Source organism: Lamprocystis purpurea DSM 4197 (assembly GCF_000379525.1).
Taxonomy (GTDB): Bacteria; Pseudomonadota; Gammaproteobacteria; order Chromatiales; family Chromatiaceae; genus Thiodictyon; species Thiodictyon purpureum.
Genome location: NZ_KB902490.1, coordinates 1 through 26,376, shown reverse-complemented (window position 1 = coordinate 26,376; position 26,376 = coordinate 1). Strand labels below are relative to the sequence as shown.

General features: G+C 62.7%; 29 protein-coding genes, 1 tRNA gene and 1 pseudogene. 11 read left to right on the top strand and 20 right to left on the bottom strand.

The annotated features are described in order from the left end of the window. Nucleotides 1–12 precede the first annotated feature (12 nt). Nucleotides 13–612 carry an exosortase H-associated membrane protein gene (locus A39O_RS0111430; RefSeq protein WP_157639999.1) on the top strand — a complete coding sequence of 200 codons (600 nt, stop codon included), beginning with the start codon at nt 13–15 and terminating at the stop codon, nt 610–612. Between the two features lie 140 nt (nt 613–752). Here the strand turns inward: A39O_RS0111430 and A39O_RS0111425 are convergent, their stop codons facing one another. After that, complete coding sequence (locus A39O_RS0111425) at nt 753–2,261, bottom strand: leucyl aminopeptidase (protein WP_020504789.1); 1,509 nt, start codon at nt 2,259–2,261, stop codon at nt 753–755. 103 nt (nt 2,262–2,364) lie between these two features. Here A39O_RS0111425 and lptG point away from each other — a divergent pair, with 103 nt between their 5' ends. Next, a complete protein-coding gene (lptG, locus tag A39O_RS0111420) occupies nt 2,365–3,435 on the top strand; it encodes an LPS export ABC transporter permease LptG (RefSeq protein ID WP_020504788.1) in 1,071 nt (356 codons plus the stop codon). A gap of 110 nt (nt 3,436–3,545) precedes the next feature. Here the strand turns inward: lptG and A39O_RS0111415 are convergent, their stop codons facing one another. After that, a complete protein-coding gene (locus A39O_RS0111415; protein WP_051088800.1) occupies nt 3,546–4,052 on the bottom strand; it encodes an RDD family protein in 507 nt (168 codons plus the stop codon). A 157-nt stretch (nt 4,053–4,209) separates the two neighbouring features. Between A39O_RS0111415 and A39O_RS0111410 the strand changes: the two genes are divergently transcribed. The 5 genes from A39O_RS0111410 to A39O_RS0111390 are packed head-to-tail and all read left to right on the top strand — an operon-like array spanning nt 4,210 to nt 9,638. Continuing rightward, on the top strand, nt 4,210–6,024 hold the full coding sequence (locus A39O_RS0111410; protein WP_020504786.1) for an NAD(P)H-dependent oxidoreductase subunit E: 1,815 nt from the start codon (nt 4,210–4,212) through the stop codon (nt 6,022–6,024). After that, nucleotides 6,021–6,737: a 2Fe-2S iron-sulfur cluster-binding protein gene (locus tag A39O_RS0111405; RefSeq protein WP_020504785.1), complete on the top strand. Its 717-nt coding sequence runs from the start codon at nt 6,021–6,023 to the stop codon at nt 6,735–6,737. The genes A39O_RS0111410 and A39O_RS0111405 overlap by 4 nt, the downstream gene beginning before the upstream one ends. Before the next feature lies 1 nt (nt 6,738). After that, on the top strand, nt 6,739–7,278 hold the full coding sequence (locus A39O_RS0111400; RefSeq protein WP_026199328.1) for an NADH-quinone oxidoreductase subunit B family protein: 540 nt from the start codon (nt 6,739–6,741) through the stop codon (nt 7,276–7,278). An 18-nt stretch (nt 7,279–7,296) separates the two neighbouring features. Continuing rightward, a complete protein-coding gene (locus A39O_RS0111395) occupies nt 7,297–8,799 on the top strand; it encodes a Ni/Fe hydrogenase subunit alpha (protein WP_020504783.1) in 1,503 nt (500 codons plus the stop codon). Between the two features lie 38 nt (nt 8,800–8,837). Beyond that, the gene (locus A39O_RS0111390) at nt 8,838–9,638 is read left to right on the top strand and encodes a methyltransferase domain-containing protein (RefSeq protein ID WP_169338434.1); all 801 of its coding nucleotides are present in this window, start codon (nt 8,838–8,840) and stop codon (nt 9,636–9,638) included. A gap of 71 nt (nt 9,639–9,709) precedes the next feature. Here the strand turns inward: A39O_RS0111390 and A39O_RS38330 are convergent, their stop codons facing one another. The 7 genes and pseudogenes from A39O_RS38330 to A39O_RS0111380 all read right to left on the bottom strand — a co-directional run bounded on the left by A39O_RS38330 (nt 9,710) and on the right by A39O_RS0111380 (nt 13,085). Beyond that, complete coding sequence (locus tag A39O_RS38330; protein WP_083924638.1) at nt 9,710–9,931, bottom strand: hypothetical protein; 222 nt, start codon at nt 9,929–9,931, stop codon at nt 9,710–9,712. Continuing rightward, on the bottom strand, nt 9,928–10,329 hold the full coding sequence (locus A39O_RS40685; protein ID WP_157639997.1) for a PIN domain-containing protein: 402 nt from the start codon (nt 10,327–10,329) through the stop codon (nt 9,928–9,930). The genes A39O_RS38330 and A39O_RS40685 overlap by 4 nt, the downstream gene beginning before the upstream one ends. A gap of 151 nt (nt 10,330–10,480) precedes the next feature. After that, the gene (locus A39O_RS0111385) at nt 10,481–10,852 is read right to left on the bottom strand and encodes a hypothetical protein (RefSeq protein WP_020504780.1); all 372 of its coding nucleotides are present in this window, start codon (nt 10,850–10,852) and stop codon (nt 10,481–10,483) included. A gap of 115 nt (nt 10,853–10,967) precedes the next feature. Next, nucleotides 10,968–11,456: a hypothetical protein gene (locus A39O_RS40680; protein WP_157639995.1), complete on the bottom strand. Its 489-nt coding sequence runs from the start codon at nt 11,454–11,456 to the stop codon at nt 10,968–10,970. Between the two features lie 58 nt (nt 11,457–11,514). Then, nucleotides 11,515–11,910 (bottom strand): hypothetical protein, encoded by a 396-nt coding sequence (locus A39O_RS40675; protein ID WP_157639993.1) that lies wholly within the window; start codon nt 11,908–11,910, stop codon nt 11,515–11,517. Nucleotides 11,911–12,248: 338 nt separating this feature from the next. Beyond that, nucleotides 12,249–12,570: pseudogene (locus tag A39O_RS43810) on the bottom strand (hypothetical protein); the annotation flags it as partial. 209 nt (nt 12,571–12,779) lie between these two features. Further along, nucleotides 12,780–13,085, bottom strand: a complete 306-nt coding sequence (locus tag A39O_RS0111380) for an HVO_A0114 family putative DNA-binding protein (protein WP_020504779.1) — start codon at nt 13,083–13,085, stop codon at nt 12,780–12,782. 55 nt (nt 13,086–13,140) lie between these two features. Between A39O_RS0111380 and A39O_RS0111375 the strand changes: the two genes are divergently transcribed. Next, the gene (locus A39O_RS0111375; protein ID WP_026199326.1) at nt 13,141–13,635 is read left to right on the top strand and encodes a hydrogenase maturation protease; all 495 of its coding nucleotides are present in this window, start codon (nt 13,141–13,143) and stop codon (nt 13,633–13,635) included. 33 nt (nt 13,636–13,668) lie between these two features. Here A39O_RS0111375 and A39O_RS0111370 read toward each other — a convergent pair whose 3' ends face one another. The 6 genes from A39O_RS0111370 to A39O_RS0111345 form a co-directional block, all read right to left on the bottom strand. Beyond that, entirely contained in the window at nt 13,669–14,730 is a 1,062-nt protein-coding gene (locus A39O_RS0111370; RefSeq protein WP_020504777.1) for a radical SAM protein, read from the bottom strand. Next, nucleotides 14,727–15,002 (bottom strand): PqqD family protein, encoded by a 276-nt coding sequence (locus A39O_RS0111365; protein ID WP_020504776.1) that lies wholly within the window; start codon nt 15,000–15,002, stop codon nt 14,727–14,729. Before A39O_RS0111365 ends, A39O_RS0111370 begins: the two co-directional genes overlap by 4 nt. Before the next feature lie 25 nt (nt 15,003–15,027). Further along, nucleotides 15,028–15,180, bottom strand: a complete 153-nt coding sequence (locus A39O_RS40670; RefSeq protein ID WP_020504775.1) for a hypothetical protein — start codon at nt 15,178–15,180, stop codon at nt 15,028–15,030. A 225-nt stretch (nt 15,181–15,405) separates the two neighbouring features. Then, nucleotides 15,406–16,923 (bottom strand): bifunctional metallophosphatase/5'-nucleotidase, encoded by a 1,518-nt coding sequence (locus tag A39O_RS0111355; RefSeq protein ID WP_020504774.1) that lies wholly within the window; start codon nt 16,921–16,923, stop codon nt 15,406–15,408. Between the two features lie 35 nt (nt 16,924–16,958). After that, nucleotides 16,959–17,846 (bottom strand): carboxylating nicotinate-nucleotide diphosphorylase, encoded by an 888-nt coding sequence (nadC, locus tag A39O_RS0111350; protein ID WP_020504773.1) that lies wholly within the window; start codon nt 17,844–17,846, stop codon nt 16,959–16,961. A gap of 94 nt (nt 17,847–17,940) precedes the next feature. Beyond that, nucleotides 17,941–20,133, bottom strand: a complete 2,193-nt coding sequence (locus A39O_RS0111345; protein WP_083924637.1) for a DUF1631 family protein — start codon at nt 20,131–20,133, stop codon at nt 17,941–17,943. Nucleotides 20,134–20,599: 466 nt separating this feature from the next. On the opposite strand from A39O_RS0111345, the gene ampD reads away from it, so the two are divergent. Next, entirely contained in the window at nt 20,600–21,163 is a 564-nt protein-coding gene (ampD, locus tag A39O_RS0111340; RefSeq protein ID WP_040527743.1) for a 1,6-anhydro-N-acetylmuramyl-L-alanine amidase AmpD, read from the top strand. Nucleotides 21,164–21,187: 24 nt separating this feature from the next. Here ampD and A39O_RS0111335 read toward each other — a convergent pair whose 3' ends face one another. The 5 genes from A39O_RS0111335 to A39O_RS0111315 all read right to left on the bottom strand — a co-directional run bounded on the left by A39O_RS0111335 (nt 21,188) and on the right by A39O_RS0111315 (nt 24,872). Further along, nucleotides 21,188–21,460: an oxidative damage protection protein gene (locus tag A39O_RS0111335; RefSeq protein ID WP_020504770.1), complete on the bottom strand. Its 273-nt coding sequence runs from the start codon at nt 21,458–21,460 to the stop codon at nt 21,188–21,190. After that, entirely contained in the window at nt 21,457–22,566 is a 1,110-nt protein-coding gene (gene mutY, locus A39O_RS0111330) for an A/G-specific adenine glycosylase (RefSeq protein WP_020504769.1), read from the bottom strand. The genes A39O_RS0111335 and mutY overlap by 4 nt, the downstream gene beginning before the upstream one ends. Further along, nucleotides 22,563–22,880 (bottom strand): putative signal transducing protein, encoded by a 318-nt coding sequence (locus A39O_RS0111325; RefSeq protein WP_020504768.1) that lies wholly within the window; start codon nt 22,878–22,880, stop codon nt 22,563–22,565. Before A39O_RS0111325 ends, mutY begins: the two co-directional genes overlap by 4 nt. Nucleotides 22,881–22,896: 16 nt before the next feature. After that, nucleotides 22,897–22,970, bottom strand: a tRNA-Gly gene (locus A39O_RS0111320). A gap of 84 nt (nt 22,971–23,054) precedes the next feature. Continuing rightward, a complete protein-coding gene (locus tag A39O_RS0111315) occupies nt 23,055–24,872 on the bottom strand; it encodes an AMP-dependent synthetase/ligase (protein ID WP_020504767.1) in 1,818 nt (605 codons plus the stop codon). Nucleotides 24,873–25,224: 352 nt separating this feature from the next. Between A39O_RS0111315 and thiS the strand changes: the two genes are divergently transcribed. Together thiS and A39O_RS0111305 are read left to right on the top strand one after the other, a co-directional pair. Next, nucleotides 25,225–25,425, top strand: coding sequence for a sulfur carrier protein ThiS (gene thiS, locus A39O_RS0111310; protein WP_020504766.1), 201 nt, complete (start codon nt 25,225–25,227; stop codon nt 25,423–25,425). A gap of 26 nt (nt 25,426–25,451) precedes the next feature. After that, the gene (locus A39O_RS0111305) at nt 25,452–26,342 is read left to right on the top strand and encodes an IS5 family transposase (RefSeq protein WP_157639991.1); all 891 of its coding nucleotides are present in this window, start codon (nt 25,452–25,454) and stop codon (nt 26,340–26,342) included. The last annotated feature ends 34 nt before the right edge of the window (nt 26,343–26,376 follow it).

Below are 26,376 nucleotides of genomic sequence, written 5' to 3'. Positions count from 1 at the left end.
AGGTATCCGAAGATGAGTCCGATCGGAAAATTTACACTAAAGGCTTTGATTTGGCTGCCGCTGTGTTTTGGCGCCTGGTATTTTCTTTCGATCCTGTTCGTGCTCCCCGTCGCGGCTGCGCTCGATGGCCTGATGAGCTGGGCCTTCCCTGATCTCGTACGCGCGATCAAGCCGGATGGCAATGCCGTGTCAATTACAACGCAACTCACGGCGCTCCAGGCGGACCTTGGTGCGGCGGTAAAGGGCGACTTGGTGTTTACGGTCAATCCATTGATCTATGGATATTGCGTACCGTTCTACACGGCCCTGGTGCTCGCCGCTCCCGGCCATGACAGCAAGACGCTCGGATATTGGATCATCGGTATGTTGATCCTGTTTCTGGTGCAGTTGTTTGGCCTCGCCGCCGAGATCACGAAGGTTCTGGCGTTCAACATCAACGATGAGGCACGCGAGCGGCTGGGCTTTTCTGCACTGGGCTACGAGGGCCTGGCCCTCGTCTACCAGTTCGGCTATCTCATCCTGCCTGCCGTATCGCCGGTCCTGATCTGGATCAGTCAATTTCGACACCAGTTGCCGCAGCTCATCCATCCAGTGACAACGACCAGGTTCTGATCAGCGTAGCGGCCGGTGGCGCTCAGTCTGCACCGTGAATCCCCGGGGTTTGTCACGTAGCCCGGCAATGCCCCGGTCGGCGCTCCTTGAAGGCAGACGAAATTCCTTCGCGATTCGGTACGTGATTTTCCGGCAATCGCCTAATCGGTCATCGGGAGCACGCCGCTGCGCTGCAACAGGATCTGCACCAGCAGTGGCACGGGTCGGCCGGTGCCGCCCTTTTCCTTGCCGCTCAGCCAGGCGGTGCCGGCGATGTCCAGGTGTGCCCAGCGGTATTTCTTGGTATAGCGTGACAGGAAGCAGGCAGCGGTAATGGCCCCGCCGTCGCGTCCGCCGATGTTGGCCATGTCCGCGAAGTTGCTGTCGAGTTGGGCCTGGTAGTCCTCCCACAGCGGCATCCGCCAGACACGGTCCCAGGCATCGTTACCGGCGTCCTGGATTTCCTGGGCGAGGCGGTCGTCCGCGGTAAAGAGACCGGAGGGGTGCTTACCCAAGGCGACGACACAGGCGCCGGTCAGGGTCGCCAGATCGATCACCACCGCGGGGTCGAAGCGCTCGCTGTAGGTCAGGGTGTCGCACAGGATCAGCCGGCCCTCGGCGTCGGTGTTGAGGACCTCGATGGTCTGACCCGACATGCTCTTGATGATATCGCCGGGCTTGTTGGCCGCACCATCCGGAAGGTTTTCGGAGGCCGGAACCAGACCCACCAGATTGAGCGGCAGGTCGAGTTCGCAGGCCGCCTGGACGGCGCCGAAGACACCGGCACCGCCGCACATGTCGTATTTCATCTCGTCCATTTCGGCGGCCGGCTTGATGGAGATGCCGCCGGCGTCGAAGGTCAAGCCCTTGCCGACCAGCACCACCGGCTTCTGGTCCTGCGGGCCGCCCTGGTACTTGAAGCAAATGAGCTTGGCTGGCTGCCGGCTGCCGCGGGAGACCGAGAGCAGGGCGCCCATGCCCAGTTCTTCCATCTGCGCCTCTTCCAAGACCTCGACCGTCAGCTTGTCGAAGCGGCTGGCCAGATCCAGTGCCTGATCGGCCAGATAGGACGGGGTGCAGATGTTCCCCGGCAGGTTGCCCAGTTCCTTGGCCAGCGTCACCCCGGCGGCGATGGCCGCGCCGTGCCGGGTGGCCTGCTCGGCCGTGTCGACCTGCTGCCGGGTCGCGACCCAGAGGGTGAGGGTGCGCAGCGGAGTCTTGGGGGCTTGCTTGTCTTCCTTGGTCCGGCTGTAGCGGTAGACCCGGTCGGCCGTGGTGGTCACGGCGTCACGCAGCGCCAGATAGCGGGTGAGGCCATCCGGAATCGATTCGGCCAAGGTGCTCAGGGCATCACCGGCATGGGTGCGCTGCAGCAGGTCCACCGCGGCCGCCAGCGCCTGACGGTAGTTGGCGCGGGTGAACTCCTTGTGCTTGCCGCAGCCAACCAGCAGTACCCGCTCCGCCGCGATGCCGGGCACGTCATAGAGCATCAGGGTCCGGCCGGTCTCGCCGTCCAGGTCGCCCCGCTTGAGAATCTCAGTGAGGCGGCCGCCGCTCGCCTGGTCGACGGCCTGTGCGGGTTCGGCGAGCTTGCGTTTCTCGAAGACACCCAGCACCAGGCAGGGGGTCTTGTGTTTGGCGAGATCGCCGGTCTTGATCTTGAACTCCATCAGCGGGTACCTCGGGGAACGAATCGGATCGGAATCAGTCAGCGTTGAGCGATCGGGGTGAGTATCCTAAGGGTTCTGAGTCTACCACCGCGGTGAGCTTTACATGATCCCTGGAATTCTCGATCGCTATCTGGCCGGGGCGGTGATCGGCGGAGCCCTGCTGACCCTGGGCGTGCTGCTGCCGCTGCTGGGGTTCTTCATCCTGGCCAATGAGCTGGAGCAAGTGGGTACGGCCGGCTACCGCATCCAGGACGCCCTGCTGTTCATGGTTCTCGCCCTGCCGCGTTATGCCTACCAGGTGTTTCCGATCGCGACGCTGATCGGTGCCTTGCTCGGCTTGGGGGCACTGGCCAACCGCTCGGAACTGGTGGCGATGCGGGCGGCCGGCATCTCGATCCTGCGCATCGCCTGGGCCGGCGTCATGGGCGGCATCGTCTTGGCCGTGATCGCCATGTTCGTCGGCGAGGTGGTGGCGCCGGTCGCCGAGCAACATGGCCTTGAGTTGAAACGCACGGCGCTCTCCGGCGAGGTTGCGCAAAGTACCGATTCCGGGTTCTGGGCGATCGACGACGGTGCCTATGTGAATATCCGCGAGATTCTATCCGGCACCAGTCTGCGTGCCATCTCGACCTACCGGGTCGACAATACCGCGGGAACCCTGATCGCGACTTACGCCGAAGGCGCGCGCTATCTCGACGGTCAATGGGTGCTCGAGGGCATTTCGCGCAGTCATGTCAGTCAGGATGGGGTCCGGATCGAACGCCTCCCGAACGCCGGCTGGGATTCCATGCTGGACCCTGGCATCCTGGAGGTGGTGGTCGTCGATCCGCGCATCCTGCCGGTGTGGGGGCTCTGGAAATACATCCGCTTCATGCGGATCAACGCGCAGGATGCCGGCAACTACGAGGTGATCTTCTGGGGCAAGGTGGTCTATCCGTTGCTGACCCTGTCGATGGTTCTGGTGGCCATTCCCATCCTGCTCGGTTCCGCGCGCAGCCGCGGTACCGGTGCGCGGATGTTCGTCGGGGTCATGGTCGGCATCGTCTATTATCTGATCAGCCGCACCTTTTCCTACCTCGCGCTCATTTATGGTCTGAGTCCGCTGGCCGCGGCACTGGCCCCGCCGCTCCTGTTCGTCGGCGCGGCCTTGGTGCTGTTGCGGCGGGTGGGCTGAGGGTGCCCCGGCGGTCGGCGATCAGGCGAGCCTCGAACCCACCGGGATCGCCGGACGCCCGGCGGCTCGGCTGTTGGTCGCGGCGATCCGCTGCGAATACCTCGTTAGTGTTAGGCTTTGATTGGGCGGGTCGCTGCTTTTGGCCGGGCGAGCAACAGGCGTGTCCCCGAGGCCCGGTCATGCCAGGCGAGATGCTCACGGTCGACCAGACACCACCAGAGGCCCAGGCCCAGCGGCAGCAGGCTCAGCGCGGCCCAGGCGAAGCGGCGCAGGGCGTCGCCGGTGTTCAGTGGTCCGCCATCCGCGCGGACGACGCGCACGCGCCAACTGCGCATCCCAAGCGTCTGTCCGCCGTGCGTCCAGAAATACACATAGAAGCCGGCGATCACCGCCAACAGATAGAGCTGCAGCAAGGTCCGGTACAGCCAATCCGCGTGGGGATAGGGCCGGGTGGCGAGCAGATCATAGGGGATGATCAGGCAGGCGGTGGCGAGCAGCAGCAGCGCCGACAGCAGGATTCCGTCATAGAGCAGGGCGCCGAGTCGGCGCCATAAGGAGACGATCTGCACCTGCGGGGGATCTGTGTTCTCTTGACAATCGATTTGTGCTGGGTCCATCGGGTCGCGGTGCCGGTCGTGCAGGGGGGAGTCGGAACCTTGATTGTCCCCCGACAGGCCGCCGGGCGCCAGAGCGGCCGTCGTTCTATACTCTTTAAGGCGATTGCCGGAAATCGCCTGAGTACGCCGATGCATCCCGCAACCACTGGAGGCTGTGATGGGCGAACCCGTCAACTCGCAAGTCCAGGCCTTCGTCGCCCGGTCGCTCGATTTGCGCGGACTGGCGCCGGAGCAGTTGCTCCAGCATCTGATCGCGGTCCAGCAGCAGTTCGGCTGGGTCCCGCCGGCGGCGGTCCATGCCCTGGCCGCCGCGCTGGACGTCGCGCATGCCCAGGTGCGCGCGGCCGTCGCGTTCTATGCCTTCCTGCACGATCAGCCCCGCGGCGACTTCGATATTCTGTTCTCGGACAATATCACTGACCGGATGCTCGGCAACCAGCGTCTGGTCGGACTGCTCGCCGAGCGCCTGGGTCTGGGGCTGAATGAGACCCGGGCCGACGGGCGGGTGACGATCGGGCTCACCTCCTGCACCGGCATGTGCGATCAGGGACCGGCGCTCCTGGTCAATGGTCAGGCGGTGACCGCGCTGACCGCGGCGCGGGTGGATCGGATCGCCGACCTGGTGGATGAGGGGGTGCCGTTGGCGCGCTGGCCCGGCGCGTTTTTCCGGGTGGCGGACAATATCCGTCGGTGCGGGCTCTTGCTCAGCAATCCGGTAACCGATGGGGCGAGTCTGCGCCGCTTGCTGGAGAATGGAGCCGATACGGCGCTGACCGAACTGGAGCGCTCGGGGCTGCGCGGGCGCGGCGGTGCCGGGTTCACCACCGCCTTGAAGTGGCGTTTCTGTCGCGAAGCCGAGGGCGGCGACCGGACGGTGCCGCGCTTTGTCGTGTGCAACGCGGATGAGGGTGAGCCCGGGACCTTCAAGGATCGGGTCCTGCTGACCAGTTACACCGATCTGGTATTCGAGGGGATGACTCTGTGCGCCGGGGTGATCGGCGCCCGTCTGGGATTCCTCTACCTGCGCGGCGAGTACCGCTATCTGGTGCCGCATCTGGAATCGGTCCTGGCGCGCCGCCGTGCCGAGGGGCTGCTCGGCAAGGGCATCCTCGGCCAGCCGGACTTCGATTTCGATATCGCCATCCACCTGGGCGCCGGGGCCTATATCTGCGGCGAGGAGTCCGCCCTGATCGAGTCGCTCGAGGGCAAGCGCGGGGTCACGCGCAAGCGCCCGCCCTTCCCGGTGATCAGCGGTTACCAGGACCGACCGACGGTGGTCAACAATGTGGAGACCTTTCTGGCGGCCGCACGGGTGGTTCAGTGGGGCGGTTACTGGCTGCGCGGTGAGGGAACGGATCAGTCGGCCGGCAGCAAGATCCTGTCCGTCAGCGGCGACTGTGCCCGGCCGGGGATCTACGAATATCCCTTCGGCACCCCGGTGCATCGGGTGCTGACCGACTGCGGGGCAGGGGAGGTGCAGGCGGTTCAGGTGTCCGGGGCGGCCGGGACCACGCTGGCGCCCGCCGAGTTCGACCGTCTGCTGGCGTTCGAGGACCTGCCGACCGCCGGTTCATTCATGATCTTCGACCGTTCGCGCGACCTGCTGGAGCTGGTCCGCAATTTTGCCGCCTTCTTCGCCCACGAGTCCTGCGGCTTTTGCACCCCCTGCCGGGTGGGCACGGCACTGCTGAGGAATCTGGTGGAGAAGGTCGCGGCCGGTCAGGCGTCCGCCCATGATCTCCAGGAGTTGCGTGACATCGGCCCGCTGATGCGGCAGGCGAGTTATTGCGGCCTCGGGCACACCGCACCGAACCATGTGCTCAATACGCTGGACAAATTCCCCGCGATCTATCAGCGACACCTGCGCAGCGCCGACTACAGCCCGTCGTTCGACCTGGATGCCGCCTTGGGGTGCGCGCGGGCTCTCACCGGCCGCGACGGTGTCGCGGATCATGTGGAGGAGGAGGCATGAGCACGACGCTGCGTCTCGATGGCAGGGAGATTCCCTTCACGCCCGGCCAGACCATCATGGATGCGGCGCTGGCCGTCGGCGTCTATATCCCGCACCTGTGTCATAACCCGGACTATGCACCCCATGGCAGTTGCCGGGTCTGCATGGTCGGAGTCAACGGACGCTTGGTCTCCGCCTGCACCACGGCGGCGCTGGATGGCATGACGGTGGAGTCGAACACCGAGACGATTGCGGCCACGCGGCGTTCGATCGTGCAACTGCTGTTCGTCGAGGGCAATCATGTCTGCCCGGCCTGTGAACGCAGCGGCAGTTGTCAGCTCCAGGCCGTTGCCTATTACGTCGGGATGCTCAGCCCTCACTTCCCGCAGTGCTTTCCCCAGCGGCCGGTGGATGCCTCGCATCCGGATTTCATGATCGATTTCAACCGCTGCATCCTGTGCGAACTGTGTGTGCGCGCCAGCCGCGATCATGACCACAAGCGGGTCTTTGCAGTCAGCGGTCGCGGGTTGGCGAGCCATCTGGTGATCGACTCGCCGAGCGGCCTGCTCGGTGACTCGCAATTCGCCGCGAGCGACCGAGCCGCCCAGGTCTGTCCGACCGGAGCCATTCTCCCCAAGCATCGTGGGTATGAGCAACCGATCGGGCAACGGCTCTATGATCAGGCGCCGATCAGCGTGGTCGGGGACCTGCGTGCTCAGCCGGGGGGTGATTGACGTGTCCGCCAAACCGCGCATTGCCACCGCCTCGCTGTGCGGCTGTTTCGGGTGTCATACGTCGCTCTTGGACATCGATGAGCGCATCCTGCAACTGGTGGATCTCGTCGAGTTCGACTGCTCGCCACTGACTGATATCAAGACGGTCGGCGACTGCGACCTGGGCCTGATCGAGGGCGGTGTGGCCAACACCGAGAATCTGGAGGTCTTACGCGCGTTTCGCCGCCACTGCCGGACCCTGGTGGCGGTTGGCGCCTGCGCGGTCAACGGCGGTATTCCGGCGATGCGCAACGCGTTCGCGTTGCGTGAGTGTCTGGAAGAGAGCTATGTGCGCGGCGTCGGTGTCTATCATCCGGGCATCCCGCGCGACCCGGAAATCCCGCTCTTGCTCGACCGGGTCCATCCCATCCACGAGGTCGTGAAGGTCGATTATTTCCTGCCCGGCTGTCCGCCTTCCGCTGAGACCCTCTGGACCTTCCTGACCGCCTGGCTGTCGGGAGAACCGATTGCGTTCTCTTATCATCAGATTCATTACGATTAGCGCGCGGAAGACTTACCCATGATCCATCCACTTGAAACCGCCCGCCATCCGGAGACCTTGAAGCGTGTCTGTATCGAGCCGCTGACGCGGGTCGAGGGGCACGGCAAGGTCACCCTGCTGTTGGATGAAGACAACCACGTGCGGCAGGCGCGGCTGCATGTCGTCGAGTTTCGCGGGTTCGAGCGGTTCATCCAGGGCCGGCCCTATTGGGAGTTGCCGGTGCTGGTCCAGCGCCTGTGCGGTATCTGCCCGGTCAGCCATCATTTGGCGGCGGCCAAGGCCTGTGATCAGTTGGTCGGTGTCGATGTGCTCACCCCGACCGCGGAGAAGGTTCGGCGGCTCATGCATCTGGGGCAGGTGCTGCAATCGCACGCGCTGAACTTCTTTCATCTCTCATCCCCGGACCTGTTGTTCGGTGTCGACGACCCGGTAGCTCACCGCAACATCGTCGGTTTGATCCAGGATCATCCGGAGATTGCGAAGCAGGGTGTGTTGCTGCGGAAGTTCGGACAGGAGGTGATCCGCATCACCGCCGGCAAGCGGGTCCACGGCACCGGTGCGCTGCCCGGCGGGGTCAATAAGCATGTGAGTGCACAGGAGCGGGATCTGCTCCAGGCCGATATCGATCAGGTGTGCGACTGGGCCGAGGGCGCGGTCCAGTTGATGAAACGGATCATCCTGCGCAACCCGGAGTATCACTACCGGTTCGGGGCAGTGGATGCCAACACCCTGAGCCTGATCGGACCGGACGGGGCTTTAGAACTTTACGACGGGGGCCTGCGTGTGCGTGACCCGAACGGCGACACGCTCATGGATCACCAGGACTGCACAGGTTATGAGCAATTGATTCAGGAAGAAGTCAAGGACTGGAGCTACATGAAATTTCCCTTCCTGACACAACTGGGGCCGGAGCGCGGCTGGTACCGGGTGGGACCGCTCGCCCGCGTCAACAATTGCGATTGTTTCCATACCCCGCTGGCCGAGCAGGAACGTCAGGACTTCGCCGCCGCCGGTGAGGGCCGACCGCTCCAGGCGGCGCTCGCCACCCACTGGGCCAGGGTGATCGAACTGCTGCACTGCGCCGAGCGGATCCGCGAACTGCTCTCGGACCCGGATCTACAGGGTACGGATTTGCGTCTGCGCGGGGCGATGCATGGCAAGGGCATCGGTGTCGTGGAGGCCCCCCGCGGCACGCTCTTCCATCATTATGAGATCGACGAAGACGGACTCGTGACGCGCGCCAACCTCATCGTCTCCACGACCAACAACAATCAGGCCATCAACACCGCGATTCGCCAGGTGGCCGCCGATTACCTGAGCGGCAGGGAACTGACCGAGCCGCTGCTGAACCAGATCGAGGTGGCGATTCGCGCCTATGACCCCTGCCTCTCCTGTGCCACCCATGCCCTGGGGCGGATGCCCCTGGATATCGAATTACAGGACGCCGCGGGCTTGGTGCTGGACCGTCTCTGCCGGCATCCGGATGGCAGCCTGGGGCGGGCGCTGGTACTTGACTCCTGAGTTCAGCCTTCTAAGCTGGTGCCGCCAATAAGATGCTATTGGATTATGAAGTTTTTGAGCAAGCGCTCACTCTGTTTCATCGCTATTCACTTCAAAATAGCGAAGCCGTTCGGCAGTTGCAGGACAAAGGGGCGCTGCCCATCGTGTATCGTGCCGGCTTTTCCATATTCGACATTGGTGCCGGACAAGGCCATTTACCGGACTTGATGCGGCCCTATGCCGAACAGATCATTTTGCTGGAGCCGAATCCGCGCTGTTGCGATGTGTTGACGAAAAAGTCTACCGATGTGTATGCGTGCCCTTGGGGCGCATCTGCCCGGCATCGGGTGTCCACTGATCATCCTCAGGGATTCGATCTGATAACACTCTCGCATGTGCTGTATCACTTCAACGGGCTCGATGATATTCGCGAAAAGATCCGGTTGGCACTGACCCTGCTGAAGCCCGGTGGAAACTTGGCGATCATCCTCAATCAACCCTCGGCCCCGATGGCGCTGATCGGTATCGGATTCCAGCGGGCGGCAGGGCGCTGGGACGAAGCGGCGACCAATCTGGACTTGCACGCGTGCTGCCACGAGTCGCGTTTTTACCAGGCCCTGGCCGGTCGACAAGCGGAGGTCACCATCTATACCATCGATACCCCGCTGGACCAGGTGCCGACTCGCGAAGACCTGCTTGTCCTGTTCAGAATGTGTCTCCTCAATCCATTGTCCGCGGCCCCTTGCGATACGGCCAGGCTCGACGCTTTTATCAGCGATTACCTGGATGCAACATATCCGGGGTTGATCTATCCGGCAACGATTCCCAGTCAGGATGATCTGGTCATCATCCGGAAATGAGAGGTCAACCTTGGTTGACTGCACTCGGTCCCGACACGGACGCTTTCAGCATATCGCTTTTCCAAGCTGTCCTATCCGGCTTGCTTTTTGTCGCCATGTTTCTCCCTAATTTCGGCAAGAACTTCGTCCAATGTCAAATGGTCAAAAAGTGCGGCTCGTTCCTCAGTATAGTTTCCACTGCCTGTAGAGAATTGACTTAAAAAACGCATGGTATCAGCGGCACCAATTTCTCTGGAAAGCACATGAATGGCTTGATTGGTAATATCAGTTAAAGACTTTGCAGGTACGCTCATGGTTCAATCATCTCAACAAGTTCCAGCGGAAAGACAACCAGCGTTTGTTTGCTATCTAGCTGTTTAGCCCGCCGATACAAGCGATCATCGCATGTACAGAAATAATGTGCTTGTGCTTCCACAGCACAGGCCAGATGCAAAGCATCTAATGCTTTAATTCCATGATCACAGTATCCGCGGGCCAGTTGTTTTACTGAATCCGATGTGTGAATAAATTGCTTGCTATTCAGCAAGGCTTCTTGAACAAAGGCTTTTCTTGCTGGGTGCGGGTTATGGTCGACTTCGTAACTCAACGCGACTGAATTCAGCAAGTCTGCCTTTCCCGCTTCGCACCAAGCCAACACGCCAAGAATGGCCTCAGATTCCATATGAATACGAAGGTGCGTTTGGTCGTCCATTGGTCGCTGTAGACAACACATGTCCAAGTAAAGTCGCATTGGTTGATATTCTCCACGAGATTGTTGGGCGCTTTCTTGAATTCGTTCCGCAATGAGATCTGAGTCTTGAAATGTTGGGGTTCGTTCCTCAGGCCATCCTGCGGCCTACGGCCTACGGCCCTTTTCTGCTAATAACGCGACGGTAATCGCTCGCGACAATAAACGCATGGAACTGGATTACGACAATTAAGACGCTGCTGGAAAAGCAAGCCATCCTTATGGAGAAAAGGGCCGCCCAGTACCAGTTGAAAGGCTCCGCTGGGCTGGTTGGAAACGCTAAAGAAATGCTGTGCGCAAGCTGCTCTATGATCAATAATACAACGACCGCAAACGCATTTACAATAATCTCTTGTTTTAGATCGGATAGCTTGTCGATAGCAGCGCGATAGCTTTCGTGCGCACATGTTTTCTTGTCACCTGCGACATCTTTAGTTATCGTGTCGACGTAGGCATATAGAGCATAAGAGACCGTTCCGGTAATCATCGCGAGTACTGTAAACGAAGACAGCAAATCCTCGAATACCGACTTAGCGACATTGCCTGCGTAGAACGCACCAAATAGCGAAATACTGAATGCTAGGCAGAAAACAAGTATGAATCTAACCACGGCTCGGGGACTTTTCTAGGGCGTTAGCTTCTTCCAACAACTCTGCAACGAGTTGTGCGTCACTTGCGCCTCGTCCAGGTGCGGGAATGCCCGTTTCGAGTTCCAATTGTCCTTCGTTATGAATTTCGTCTTCGGACGGAATAGGTAAGTCTAATGTGATTGCTGCTTTGTCGCTCGTGTGCTTTTTCTTTCCTCCTTTAGCGCCTTCAGTTATTAGTGTCCATTTACCTTCTCCCTCTGCAGCATAGTCAATGTAATCAGCTATGGGTATCTTAGGAATCCGCAAATTCCCTGACTCGTTCTCAAGCGTCAGAGCGATTTCGTCTTGGCCATAGAGTCTTTTCAATTCCTCTAACGCCTCTCGTGCTTTTTCGTTTGTTCGCAGTATATTAGGAGAGATAAGGCGAATCTCTAACTTGTAGATTCGGTTATGTGTTTCGACCACCGACCAAAAATCCTCAGTCCGGGTCTTAGGCTCCACAAACAATCTGTGATTATATTTGGCTAGGACAGGCTCTCGCAGTCCGGTTTGGATCGCGTTAGCAACTTGAGTCTCTGTCCCAAATTTCCAATTCGCGCTGCACGAAAATATACTGTTCAAATAGATCAAATATTGCTACGAGCGGGACCCAGTCGTCCGCTTCGTGCTCAATAATATCCCCTGGTATTTTCTCGTGTACTTGGGCCTTGCGCAATTTTGCAACTTTTCCGGCAAGATATCGATTCTCCTGGAAACGAAAAAGCGGAGTAGGAATAACTCGGGAAAACCCGACAAATGCATACGAGACATTGTTTCGGGAAAATTCAGGATCTCCAAGCAATGCAAACGTAACTGCTTCGCCTTTCGGGTCTGGAAGCGGCTCAACGATTAACGCTTGTTGCGCTTCTTCGACTAGCGAATAACGGAATACGATAAATTCCCCTCGGTTTTTCATATGCTTTCCTTGGTGGACCTAACGACTAACGTCTATCCTGCGCGCCGCGCTGATCCCCGGTCGTGGCACGGCGCCTGGCACGCTCGACGGATAAACGGTTGTTTGACTCATCCGATCCTGGCACGGTACCCCGGCTGGCGCGGCCGTCTGTAGAGAAGTATTGTATCTCCGAGGCCCGGGTCGCCGGCCGGTGCCGGGCGGCATGTCAGCACTGGGAAGGCCGTCGGTGAGGCGTACCAACCTGGCAACCGAGGGGGGCCGCAGGGCGGGCAATCAGGCGATTGTGTGTCAATTGTAGATCATTTTCCGAAGTGCGGGCGAGCGCGAGCGCAGGCCTGTCAAGGCCGCGGGCGGGCCGGTCCAGGGTGGCGAGAGAGCCTTGGTGTCGCGATGGGAACCAGCGCAGTCACGACTCCCTGGCCACGCCGCTGCGGGGCCAGATTCATGGTCACAGACAGCCGGCCGGCGCGGCATTTGGGACATGATAGTCGTCAAAGGGTGCGGTTGCTGCAGGTGCTTCGGCAGGTTCCTGCCAAGGGGCGGCGAATGCCGTGCGGATTAGCTCCAGACAGCGCACCCGGCAGCAGTAGGCCAGGAAGCCGAAGCGGTACACCCGTATGAATCCTTGGGCAGCAAATGCAGCAGGAAGCGGTGGATCAGGCTGCCAGGACAAACTCGCCCACGCGGTCTTGAATAGCAGGCCGTAGACACGTCCTGATGGACCTCGACTCAGTTGCTGAGGGTGTCGGGCAGGGCGGAGACCCGATGGTGGTCGGTCTGCCGATCACGGCAGGCGTGAGATAATAGGGGCGTCTCCCGCATTGATTGCAGGCGAGAGCGAAGCCGCCTAAGGCGGGAGCTCAAGGGCTTCATACTGCCTGCAACAAGAACTCGACCTTGACGGCCTCGTAGGGAAACTCGACTTGTCCTGCCGCGGTGCGCACAAGAACGCCGGCGGAGAGTAGAGCCGATAAATCGGTGTGTACTGCCTTGACATCACGCCCGACGCGACGCGCTGCCTCGTGAACTGTCACTGGGCGGGCGCCGCAGAGCACCTTGAGTAGTTCCCATCGCTTGGCCGTGAGCACCTTCCGCAGCAGTTCTGGAGAGGCGAATGAGATGCGGTCTGTGGTCGATGCCTTACCCGTCTTCCAATCCTGGGAGAACTCGGCCATTGTCTCACTGGGCGGTCGAACATCAAGGGTCACTGTCCTCAAGATTGATTGCGCCATGTCCGTTCCGAATACATTAATTATAGCCTGCGGTAACCCCTCGCGCGGCGACGATGCGCTCGGCCCCACCCTGATCGAACGCCTGAGCGCGATGCGTGCAGCCCGCACGGTCCCAGATCAGGCGTTCGATTTGCTGACCGATTTCCAGCTTCAGATCGAGCACGTACTGGACCTGGATGGCCGCAAGCGCGTGGTCTTTGTCGATGCCGCCCTCAGTGGAGCGGAGCCATTCACCTTCGGACCCGTGATCCAGGAGCCGGCGCTCACCATCACCACCCATGCCATGAGGCCCGGCGCGCTGCTGCGGGTCTACGCCCAGGTTATCGGCGGCCCGTTGCCGGACTGCCGGTTGCTGGCGATCCGCGGTTATGCGTTCGACCTCGGCGCCGGGTTGTCGCCGGGTGCCGAGCGGAATCTGGGTGCCGCGCTTGGATATTTGTCCGAGTGGTTGGCGGCGGTGCACATGCGCCGGATCCCGCGAGTGCCGGATTGACCGGCCTGGCGGTCAGGGCACCACCACGTGTTTTCACTCGTAACGCGCTTTGCGCAGACGGGCGATCTCACATAGATAGGGCACCGCGTCGGTCAATGTGCCGGTTTCCATCGACGACCACGCCGGGCAGCGCGGGCAATAGCGTCGCGCGTCGCAGGCAAGGCAGGCGGAGTCCGGTGGCGGTGCCTCGTCGACAAAGCGCTGCACGCCTTCCCAGGCCGTGCGAAAACCGCTGGCGAGCGGACGGGCCGCGGGTTGAGACAACGTCAGGCAGGGGCTCATCGCGCCGGAAGAATGAATGACAAATGCGGTCTTGCCGGCTTGGCAGTAGAAATTGGCATCACTCTTGACGGATGATTCGCGGAATGCGGTTTCGAGCCACTCGTCGGCCGAGACCTGGTCGGTGGCTTCGAGGTTGACGCAATCCTGCGCGGACAGACGGCAGTATTCAACATCGGAAGAATGGCCATCGCGCCGCCGCGAGAGCAGCCAAGCCCCTGAAAACGGCACGCCCCACTGGCGCGCCATCTGCCGCATCGCTTCCAATTCACCGACATTTTGCCGCGTGATCGTGGTCTTGAGTCCGAACGGAATGCCCTGCTTGAGGAGCGCTTCAATTCCAGCGCAGGCGCGCGCGTAACTGCCCGGACAACCCGTGACCGCTTCGTAGGCGGCAGCAGTGCTGCCATAGAGCGTGATTTCAGTGAGGCTCGGGGCGGCTTCCGCCAAGCGTTGCGCAATGCCGTCGGTGATGAGGGTGCCGTTGGTGTAAATCGTGAGAATGAGACCCAACCGCGTAAGCGGTATGTAAATCTCGAAGAAATCGGGACGCAAAAAAACTTCGCCGCCGGTCAGCAGCAGAAAGACCATGCCATTGTCCACGGCGTCCTGTGCAAGCGTAAGCCACTGCGCGCTGGACAACTCCTTTGAGCGTTGCGCCGTATCACGGGCGTCATGGCGGACATAACACATGCGACAAGACAGATTGCAGCGTTCCGTCAATTCAAACACGCCGCTCACCGGCTGGCGCATCGAGGCGGCGCGCCGTTGCAACTCCCGAAGCAGTGCGCCATAGTCGGTCGGGAGCACGGTCATGGTTGCAGGGCGCGCATCCGGCCGATCTCGTCGAGGAACCGTTGCACATCGATACGGGCGTGCTCAACATCCACCGTAAAGCGCTCCGCCACGGCGGCGGCGAGTTCGTCCAAGGAGCGTTCTTGCGCCAGGAGTTCCCACACGCAGCGCGCCGTGCCATTCAGGACGATCACGCCATTCACAGCAACGACGCGCGTGCCAAGCGGCACAAGCAAGCTTTCGCCGCCGACGTTCCGCATGATGAAGTCATTGGAGCGCTTAAAGTATTGCACAGGTCGACGTGAAGCGGCAGTGGACTCAGCAGCCGCAGGGGACTCCGTTACCGGGGAAATTACCCGGCCCCAACAGCCGATCCTCCTGCTCACGGGTGACCAAAGTCGCCGTGGGCGGTTCGTAAGGCAGCTTTGCTTCGGCGGTGGTGTTGGTGGTTTGCTCAGTGTTTGCGTTCATGGCATTTCTCCCGGAAATCACGAATCGGAAGTTTGATCGGGCAAAACTTAGGCTATCGCGTGGAATCACCTCCCAATGACCCTTCATACACTTGGCAGGGCAAGGCTCCTACCGGAATTTATCCGCGTTTGCAATGTGTTTGTCAAGAGAAAACCGTGCTCTCCCGCGCGCGCTGCTCAACGACTGGGACAGTTCAAGTTCCCTCATGGCCGGTCGGCACGATGATCAAGGTCGCGCCGCGCGCCGCACAATGCGTCCGTCGGTGCGCGGATCCACCGGTGCGCCGCCGCGGAAGGCCTCGATGACCATGTCGGAGATCAGGCGGCCGGTCATGACCTGGTTCTCCATCGCCATGAGCATGGCGTAACCGTCACCGCCGGCGGCCAGAAAATCGGAGGTCACCACCCGGTAACGGCGGGTCGGGTCGATGGGTGCGTCGCCCAGGGTGGCGGATTCGAGTTGATCACCGGCGATCACATAGTGCAGGCCGGAGACTTGCAGGAAGGCGCCGTGATTGTCCGCCGGGTCCAGGGCGGCGCTGCGTTGCAATGCAGCGAGCAACTGGGCGCCGGTGATGTCGCCCACCACCAGTTCGTTGCGAAACGGAAAGGCCTGGTAGATGGCCTTGAGCGTGACGCGACCCGCCGGGATGCTGGAGCGAAATCCCCCGGCGTTGAATAGGGCGACGTCGGCCAGGGTGATTTCCCGCGCCTGGTCGGCGAGGAAGTCGCCGAAGGGCGCCTCTTCGCGCCGGATCAGTTCACGCCAGGCGCTGAGTTCGCGGGCGCTGGTGCCGACTTCCTGATCCATCTCCTGGTTGGCCGACGCGGCGATGCGCTGCACCTCTGCCGCGATCTCGGGGTCGGCCGGACTCGATGCGTCGATCGGGATCAGGGTGTAGCCGGTGCGTGACAGCGTGCCGTCGCGGCACTCCAGGTCCAGGCGCCCCAGCCAGCCGCCGCGTTCGCCGGCCTGAACGATGGCCACTCCGGCTTCCATGACCGGTTCGGCATAGAGGTTGTGGTTGTGACCGCCGACGATCAGGTCGATGCCGGGGACGGACTGTGCCAGGCGGCGGTCATCGGTGATCCCCATGTGCGACAGCACCACCACCAGATCCGCCTGCTCCCGTAATCCGGGTACCAGGCGCCGCGCGACGGTGACCGGCTCCTCCACACTGATCCCGTCCATGTTGCGCGGGTGCGTGGCCGTTGCCAGTTCCGGGCTGGTGAGGCCCAGGACGCCGACCTTGAGTCCGTCGGCCGGTTCCAGGATCACCTGAGGCCGCACCGGCAGGGGGTCCGGGTGAGACGCGACATTCGCGGTCAGGATCGGAAACCGGGCCAGACCGGCCAGACGCCGAAAGGTGTCTTGTCCGTAGTCCAGTTCGTGATTCCCCATGACCGCGGCGTCGACTCCCATGCGTCCGAACAGGGTCAGGTCCGGTATCCCCTGAAACAGGCTGGAGGTCAGGGTGCCTTGCAGAAAGTCGCCGCCGAACAGCAGCAGGACGGGGCGCGGGTCCTCACCGCGGATCTGTGCGACAACGGCGGCGAGGCGGGCGATGCCGCCGCGTTCAGTGTGGTCCCGCGGGTCGGCATAGGGCTCCAGTTGACCGTGGTAGTCGTTGAAGTGGAGCAGCGTGAGACGCTGACCGGGGTCGCAGGCCGCCGCGGCCAGCACCGGGAAAAGCGCTGCCGACAGCAGCCAGGACCAGACCGTGCGAGACAACAGCGATGGCATCAGGGACTCCGCGCACAGAGGAGACGGACGGAAGCTCAGGAGACGAACCGCATGGACAGGTCGACGGCGGTGACGTCCTTGGTCAGATCGCCGACCGAGATGCGATCCACGCCGGTCTCGGCGATCGCGCGTATGGTACTGAGATTGACGCCGCCGGAGGCTTCCAGTCGGGCACGGCCGGCATTCAGCGCCACCGCCTCGCGCAGTTCGGTCAGGCTGAAGTTATCCAATAAAATCAGTCGGGCACCGGCGTTCAATGCCTGCGCGAGTTCGGCCAGTCCTTCGACCTCGATCTCGATCTCGACGCCCGGATTCCCGTTCTGAGCGGCCTGCAGGGCGGCGCTGATGGAACCGGCGGCGAGGATGTGATTCTCCTTGATCAGGATGGCGTCATAGAGTCCCATCCGGTGATTGTGGCAGCCGCCGCAACGCACGGCGTATTTTTGCTGGATGCGCAGCCCCGGCAGGGTCTTGCGGGTATCGAGCACGCGCACCGGCAGTCCGGCGACGGCCTGAGCATAGGCCCGCGCACGGGTCGCGGTGCCGGACAGGGTTTGCAGGTAATTGATGGCGGTGCGCTCGGCGGTGAGCAGCGTCCGCGTGGGGCCGGTGAGGACGCAGAGCCGCTGTCCCGCGCTGATCCAGTCGCCGTCGCGCGCCTCCCAGTGCAGCGCGACGCTGCTGTCCAGCAGCCGGAATGCGGCATCGAACCAGGCGCTGCCGCTCAACACCGCGGCCTCCCGCGTGATCAGTTCGACCTGTGCCTGTTGGCGGCTTGGCAGCAGGGCGGCGGTGAGATCACCGGTGCCCACATCCTCCGCCAGCGCGGCCTGCACCTGGGACTCGATCAGTTTCCGGTCGGGCAGCAGGGCGCGAAGGTCGTCCGGTGTCTGCCAGGTCGCGGGTGTCGTTGGCGTGTCCATGGGTGCTCCAGGGGGATTCGAGAACGCCGCATCAGCGCGGGTCATACTTGGAGTACTTTACTCCGGAACGCGCAATCAGCAAGATCGCCGCGGCTCAGGAGGCGAGTTGGCCCATGACGGAGCGGATGGCGTGATCGGCGAGGGGTTCCGCTGGGGCCGCGATGACGGCTGCCTGGCCCTGATCCAGCAGGTCCTGGAATTCGGTACCCGACAGATCCGGACCAGGCCGGCCCAGGCGATCGACGAATTGCAGGCGCAAACCCATCGGGCTCCAACCGGTGTGGCGATAGCGCAGCTTGATCCCGTGATCGCGCGTCAGTTCCACCCAACCGCCGACCGGCAGTTTCAGGTCGGTGCGCTGCTCCGGGTGCCGATCATCGTTGGTGGCCGTCGTGTCTCTGTCCGCCCTGCGCGTTGCGGCGGCGGGGTGGGTTCGGGTTGCTGCCAAGTCCGGTGGTGGTTGGTCTGGTCCGGCCTGTAAGATGCTTAGATGAATCGTCTGCAGATCTTTGAACCAGCGGGAAACTTGGCGTTGATCGCAGCCGCCCTTGACGAGCCTTGCCCGCAGGGCGCTCAGTAACTCGGGGATCCGGCGCAGCAGTTCCCGGCGCTCGTGCAGGTCGCGCTTGGGCTGTACGCTCCAGAGCAGCCGATCGACGATGGCGATGGCCTGGCGCCAATCCGCACTGTCGACACCATCGTCCCGATAGATCGTCAGCATGATCGGTTGCCACCCCTCGCGCAGCAGTGATTCGATCGCCGCGGGTCTCTGGGGATAACGGGTGAGCGCGGCACTCAATACCGCCGCGACCGCCTGTTGTGCGGCACTGCTGTTGGTCCTCGCCGTTCCCAGGTCCGCAGCGGCCGGTGGGCCGGGATGCGTTCGCTCATTGTCGAGATAGGCGAGGAAAAATCGGTCCATGCGGGAGAACAACTGCAGATCGCCGTCGAAGTCGAGGATCAGGCGTTCCGTCACCCGTTCGATCATGCCATAGAGGCTGTTTGGCCCGCGGCCATCGGCTTCGCTCCAACCAACCGCCGCTTCACCGATATGGTTGAGCAGTCGGCGCGCCGGGTGCTCGCGCGCCGAGAACAAGCCCTTGTCGCGGAGCGCGAGTTTAGCGATCGGGATCTGCATTCGCGCCAGCAGGACCTTGATGGGGTCGGGCAAGGCATTCCCTTCAAGCAGGTGTTCAAAGAACATGAAGACCAGGTCGAGGGTGTCTTGATCGGTGCGTTCAAGGTGACGGGGTTGTTTCTGCGTTGATGTCATGACGCTCGACAGCCGCTCGCGCAGTTGGCTGCCGACCGGAGCGATTTGTTCGGCGAGGACGTAACCGCCGAGCCGCGTCAATACGCCGAGCAACTCTTTGGTGGGGACACGCACCGACTCGGGTGGCGGGGCCGCTGTTTGGGTGCGCGTCCTTTCCAAGAGGCTCTGGAGTGTTTCGAACGGGACCTCGGTCGCATCCGCGGTTGGTTCCGGGCCCAGGGAGATGCTGTCCTCCGGGACCACGGTTGTTGTCGCCTGGTTGGCGTCCCGGCCGCCACCCGCGCCCGATCCGCCGCCCGGTCGGTTGATGCGGGTGTGGCCGGAGGCGGCAGCCGCGGCGATGCATTGGCGATAGAATGGCGCCAACTGGTCCAGCACCTGCTTATCGAAGGCCTTGTAGATGACGAGCTTGATCTGCGGTTCCAACTGCTGCGCGCTCTTGAGTGCTCCGCGAAACGCCTGACAGAGCGCGAAGGGTCCATAAGGGTTGGATTGCGGGTCGATCGCGGCGCGGCCGAGCAGTTGGGCCAGGTGTGCGTTCATGTCGAGCAACGCGTCCTGATACCTGGCCTCGGCCTTGGAGACCAAATTGGACAGGGCCAGGGTCTCGTCGAGTTCCGTGTCTGGAAGCAAGGAGAACGGCTCGCTCGCCAGGCGCTGGTCGGCCCGCAAATCCTGCTCGATCTGTCCGGCGGCGGCACGGCCCGCGCCTTGGCGCAGCAGGCCCAGGAAATTGCGCTGGATGGTGTGACACTGGTTGCGGATGATCCGCATGGCGTCGAAATAGACGATATGGGCCTGACTGTTCGCGGACTTGTCCGCGAGGTCATAGAGTGCGATATCGAGCCGATCGAACAGCGCCCGCAGCAACGGCGGCAAGATGTTGGCAAGTGCTTGTCCGCAAACGGTGAGGTAGCGTTCTGCAGGTGGTGATGAAAGCGTGCTGCCGAGCGGTGGATCTTGCCCGGGGTTTGGCTGGGGGGGGGTGGGAGGCCGGTCGAAGCGGTTTGTCATTGATATCTTTTTTTACTTCGAGCTGGATGACACGAGGGGCCGCCGGCGCTCGGCCGCTCTCCCTGTCGTCGCGGGTTCTGGTTGAAGTCATGCAACTAGCGCGCCAGAACGTGCCGGTTTGTCTCGCGCCGTGCTCGATCGTGCGCCTGTCCACCTGTGCCGGTGTTTGGTTTCAGCCGTGAACCGGCTGTGCTCGGGAGCCGATGGGAGGGGGTCGCAGCATCGACGCGGCGGCGGGCGGGGTGTCGCAACCGGGGTCAGGTCGCCCGCTGACCTGCCGGCCTAATCATGTTGTAATCCAGGGTTAACAGACAGACACAATGGTAGGGCCTGGTTCCGCAGTTTCTCGCTCGGGACTCGTCCTTTTCGAGGTGGGCGATGCGGCCGGTATCAACCACCGGATTCGGACAGGTGCCGAAGCTTTGGCGCAGGAGAACTGAACGTGCGGGAGAAGCCTCTGATGGGCATGCGGGTTGATGCCGCGGGCTGGCTATCGGGTGCGGTTCAGCGGCCGTCGCCCTGGTGCGACGACCGGCCGGCGGACGCCCCGATCGACTTGCTGGTGATACATAACATCAGTCTGCCGCCGGGTGAGTTCGGCGGCCAATGGATTGACGACCTCTTTCTCGGCCGACTGGATCCCGCGGCGCATCCCTATTTCGTGGTGGCCGCCGCTGCCGGACCTGTCTCGACCCATCTGCTGGTCCGCCGCGACGGCCAGCTCGTTCAATACGTGCCGTGCGGCCGGCGTGCCTGGCATGCCGGCCGCTCCAGTTACGACGGGCGCGAACGTTGTAACGACTTCTCGATCGGCATCGAATTGGAGGGGACGGATGACCTGCCCTTCGAGCCGATTCAGTATCGAGTTCTTACCAACTGCACCCTGGCCATCCTGGGCTGTTATCCGGCCATGACGCCCGCGCGCATCACCGGTCACAGCGATATCGCCCCTGGCCGTAAGACCGATCCGGGGCCCTGTTTCGACTGGGGGCTTTACCGGGGAATGATCCTGGACAGCCTGGTTGTCTAGCACACTTGTGCGCCGGGGTCGGGCTCAGGTCGGTGGCGGTACGTACCCCTGGGGGAGCTCCGCGCCGTCGCCAAAAAAATACTGCTCCATCTGCTCCTCCAGGAACTTGCGTGCCTTGGGGTCCATCGGGCTCAAGCGGTTCTCGTTGATGAGCATGGTCTGATGCCGCAGCCAGTCGGCCCAGGCCTGCTTGGAGACCTGCGCGAACACCCGCTTGCCCAGCTCGCCCGGGTAGGGTTGACGCTCCAGGCCCTCGGCCTCACGGCCTAGCTTGACGCACTGAACGGTACGGCTCATCTGGTCTCTTCCTGTGCAGGTGGTTGGTTCGAATCCGCGTTGGCCGGTGCCGTCAGGTCCGCGAGTATGGAGCGGATCGGCGCCGGCAGGCCCAGGCCGGCGAGCTCGCCGGGGCTGAACCAGCGTTGGCTGTCGCCATCGGCAATCCCCACGGGTGGCGCGATGGCCCAGATCTCGGCGATGCGCATGGTCAACGTGAAGTGGCTGAAGGAGTGACGGCGCGCGGGGCGCATTTCAACCCGCAAGGGTTCCGTGCCGGTGCGCTCCCGGCACCACTGCGCCGGATCGCGATCGGGAGCGGTTTGCGGCAGACTCCAGAGTCCGCCCCAAATGCCGGCGGGGGGGCAACGTTCCAACAGGACGGCGCCCCGCGGATCGCGGGCCAGGATCATCAGGGTCTCGCGCCGCGGGACCGGTTTGGCAGGTCGCGCCTGCGGCAGTTCCGACTGGCGGCCCTGGCGGCGGGCGACGCAAGACTCGGCCAGCGGGCAGCGGTCGCAGCCGGGTCGGGCGCGGGTGCACAGGGTGGCACCCAGGTCCATCAGCGCCTGGTTGTAGGCGCCCACCCGTTCCACGGGTATGAGCTCCTCGGCAAGCTCCCATAACCGCGCCTGCACCGCCGCCTGGCCAGGCCAGCCCTCTACCCCGAAGCAGCGGGCGAAGACGCGCCGTACGTTCCCGTCGAGGATGGGGTGACGCTGGCCCAGGGCGAGCGACAGAATGGCGCCCGCGGTCGAGCGCCCGATCCCCGGCAGGGATTCGATGGTCTGCCGGTCGTTCGGAAAGTCTCCCTGATGCTGGTCCCGAATCAACCGGGCCGCCTGATGGAGATGGCGGGCGCGGGCGTAGTAGCCGAGTCCGGACCACAGTGCCAGCACCGCATCGAGCGGTGCGTCCGCCAGATCGTTCAGGGTGGGGAAGCGGGCCATGAAGCGCGTGAAGTAGGGGATCACGACGGCGACCTGGGTCTGCTGGAGCATGATCTCCGAGACCCAGACCCAATAGGGCGTGGGCTGCTGCTGCCAGGGCAGATCCTTGCGTCCGTGACGGTCGAACCAGTCGAGCAGGGCAGGGGCAAATCGATCGTCGAACGCTGCCAACTTCATTCGGGCCGCGCCCGACCGCAGTTCCAACACCGGTCGAAGTCGCCCTCGATCTGCTCGCCACAGGCAGCGCAATGCCATGGAGCGGCATCCAGCGACGATTGCGGTGGAGCGAGAAAGCGGGCGAGGACCTCGTGGGCACGGTCCAGATCCTGGTCGTCGATCAGCCAGAGGGTGGGGCAAATGTCGGCCGGCAGTTCGCCCGCGGCGCCCGCCAGGAAGTCACCGAGCACCACCGAGCGGATCAGGTGGCGATCAAGGAAGTCCAGGAGCAGTTGCGCCTCGATGCGGTCGCGGGCTTGGTAGAGTCGGCGCATGTCGGCAAGGGGGATGTGGAGCGGGTGATGGGAATCGAACCCACGCTATCAGCTTGGGAAGCTGAAGTTCTACCATTGAACTACACCCGCGTGACACCTGAATCTTAGGCACTCTCGGCGCCGCGTGCAACTGCGGAATGCATTGGCCGGATGGGTCGCGGGGCGTCGGGCCGTTCAAGTCTCCTTCCCGTACATCTCCTCGATGGCTGCACGGTGATGCGCTATCACTTGATTTCGCTTTACTTTCAGCGTTGGGGTCAGAAGTCCATTCTCGACTGTCCAGGGCTCCAGACTCAGGGCCACCCGCCGGATCTTGGCGTAGCCGGGGAAGTCCTTGAGCGTCAGGCGCACGCGCTTGAGCATCTCTTTCAGCAGATGGGGGTCTTCCATACTCCTGGGGGACCCGGGGTCGAGCCCGAGTTCCTGGGCCAGACCGGGCCACAGATCGGCGTTGAGCACCAGCAGGGCGGTCAGGTAGGAGCGGCCCTCCCCGAGCACGATCGCCTGCTCGAACAGGGGGTCCAGGGCGAGCGCCATCTCCATGTCGGCGGGCGGCACCTTCTCGCCGTTGGATAGCACCAGGATGTCCTTGAGGCGACCGGTGATGTAGATGTGCCCGTCGGCGATGCGCGCCTGGTCGCCGGTGTGCAGCCAGCCGTCATGCGTCAGGACGCGGGCGGTGGCCGCGTGGTTGTTCCAATAGCCAAGCATCACGTTATGGCCCTTGACCAGCAGTTCATCGTCCGCCCCGATGCGCACCTGCATGCCGCGGATGGGGACACCCACGCTTTCCGGGATGTTGGCTTGCAGCGGGTTGACGGCGATGATCGGGCTGGTCTCGGTCAGGCCATACCCTTGCAGCAGCGGCAGGCCTAGGCCAATGAAGGTGTGTGCCACCCCGTAGGGCAGGGGCGCGCCGCCGCTCACCGCTGCCCGCATGCGCCCGCCGAGCTTGGCCAGAACCTGAACCGCGACCCGGCGCCGCAACAGCGGCCACAGGAGCAACAGTGGATGCCAGCCGCCCCGGCCTTGGTCGCGCAGGAAGCGCCGCCAGCCCGCCGCCACCGCCAGCGCGAAGATCCAGCGGGCCGGTGCCGGTCGGGCGGCCAACTGGTCCGCGATCCGGACATAGACACGTTCGAACACTCGCGGTACGGCGATCATCACCGTCGGCCGAATGGTCTGCATGTCCTCGCCGAGCTGGGCGACCGATCGGGCGAAGGCGACGCAGGCCCCAGCCATCATCGGCAGGTAGTAGCCGCCGGTGCGCTCCAGGGAATGGGACAGCGGCAGAAAGGACAGGAAGACGTCTTCCTGATAGCAATCGATGACGGTCACTCCGCCGTGGGCATTGGCAAGCAGGTTGCGGTGCGAGAGCATCACCCCCTTGGGTCGGCCGGTGGTGCCGGACGTATAGACGATGGTGGCGAGCGCGTTGGGGTCGGCCTCGCGCGCCTTAAGATCAGGGGCCGCGGGCGGCAGCCAACTGTCCGCCACCACCACGCGCGGGTCAGTCGCGGCCAGGCGCAGCGCCTCTGCGCCGCCGTCCAGAAGCACCACGCGCAGCGGCCAGGGTGCGTCACCCACCGCCTCGGCCAGGCGCTTCCAGCGATTGGCGTCCTGGACCAGCAGGACTTTCACCGCCGCATCCTGCAGAATGTAGGCGGCATTGTCTGCCCGGTCGTCGGTGTAAAGCGGGACCGTGACCAGGCCCAGGGACATGGCGGCCTGATCGAACATCACCCACTCGGGGCAGTTACGCAGCAGCATGGCGACGCGATCACCGTCGCTCAGTGCCTCACCGGCCAGGGCAGCCCGCCAGCGTGCCACCGCCTGACCCATCTGCCGCCAGTCGAGCTGCTGCCAGCCGCGGTCCCGTTCACAGTAACGGTATGCGATCCGCGTGGGCGAGCGTCGGACCCGCTGCAGGAACAGTCCATCCAGGGTTCCGGCGCGCTCAACCGAGATCAAATCCTCGGACCATTGACTCACGGTGCCCTCCTCGGTTCAGCCACTTTCGGTTTCAGCCGGCCTGGTTTCTCGCGTAATTGGAGTTCGACGCCAGTCGGCGGTGTCGGCCAGGATTCACGGCGTGCCGTACGGTATAGAGACGGTCATGGAATTGCAATCCTGGCAGGTGCTTGAGGTTGGGGCGCGCGGTGCCTGGGCTTGGTTGCGGAACACAGAACGCTTGAGAAGTGCCGGGTGCCGGCGACCCTTGATCCGACCGCGCGGAATCCGGCCGCACGATCTGATCCGTCCGAACAGCGCGCGGCGGGGAGCCGGAGCACCGGTGTAGGGTATAGAATCCCAGCATGTCCATCGGCGTCCAGGCAAACTGACCATGCAAATCTTTATCAACGGTTCCGCCACCGAGGTCGAGGCGTCCATCCCCATGTCGGCGCTGGTCGAGCAACTGGGGCTCACCGGCCGGCGTATCGCTGTCGAAGTGAATGCGGAACTGGTCCCGCGCAGCCGCTTCGCGCAGCATGTCCTGGTTCCCGAGGATCGGGTGGAGATCATCCAGGCGGTCGGCGGAGGCTAAGAGGACATCCGGCACAGCAGATGCTTATGTCCTATAATGTAACTAGTGGAAAAATTTTGAGGGCTGTCCATCCAACCACGGAGGAGACGATGATAATCCATGAAATTTCGGATGATTTCTGGTGCAAGGTTGAACCCTTGTTGGCTCCCTTTAAGCGAACAAAATCCGGTGGCAGTCCGCCCCGTGATTTCCGCAGCATCTTGAACGGCATCTTCTACGTCCTGAAAACGGGCTGCCAGTGGCATTTTTTGCCGCCGTGCTATGGTTCGAAAAGTGCCGTCCACGAGCACTTTCAGCGCTGGGCGCACGCCGGCGTGTTTGCGGAGATTTTCCGCTTGTATGCTCAGGAGTATCACGCACTGAAGGGCATTCAGTGGGAGTGGCAGGCGATGGATGGGACCTTGCTGCAAGCCCCCGTCCGTGGCCAACCGGTGTGTCTGGCCGAGGAGGGGCTGGGGCGAAATCCGACGGACCGGGGGCGCAGCGGCAGCAAACTCCATCTACACGTCGAGCAACAGGGGGTCCCCTTGGCGATCGAGTTGGTCGGCGCGAACGTGCATGACAGTCGGTTGGTGTCCCCGACGTTGGCATTGGATGTGTTGCCGCGGCCCGCGCCGACCACCGAACACCCCCAACATCTGTGCTTGGACAAAGGTTACGACTACGCCCGGGTCGACACGGAAGTCGCGGAGAAGGCTTATGTGCCGCACATTCGCCGGATTGGCGAAGAGAAAACGACCGCGGGCGCGACCACCCAACCGGCGCGGCGCTGGGTCGTCGAGCGCACGATCGCTTGGTTGAAAGGATTTCGGGCGATTCGTACCCGCTACACGTGTTTGGGCGTGAATTTTAGGGCGTTGGTTGATTTGGCCTGTGCGCTGATTCTATCCGGGAAACTTGAAGCCGCGTGTTCGTAGATGCAAGCATATTGTGTGCCGGATATCCTCTAAG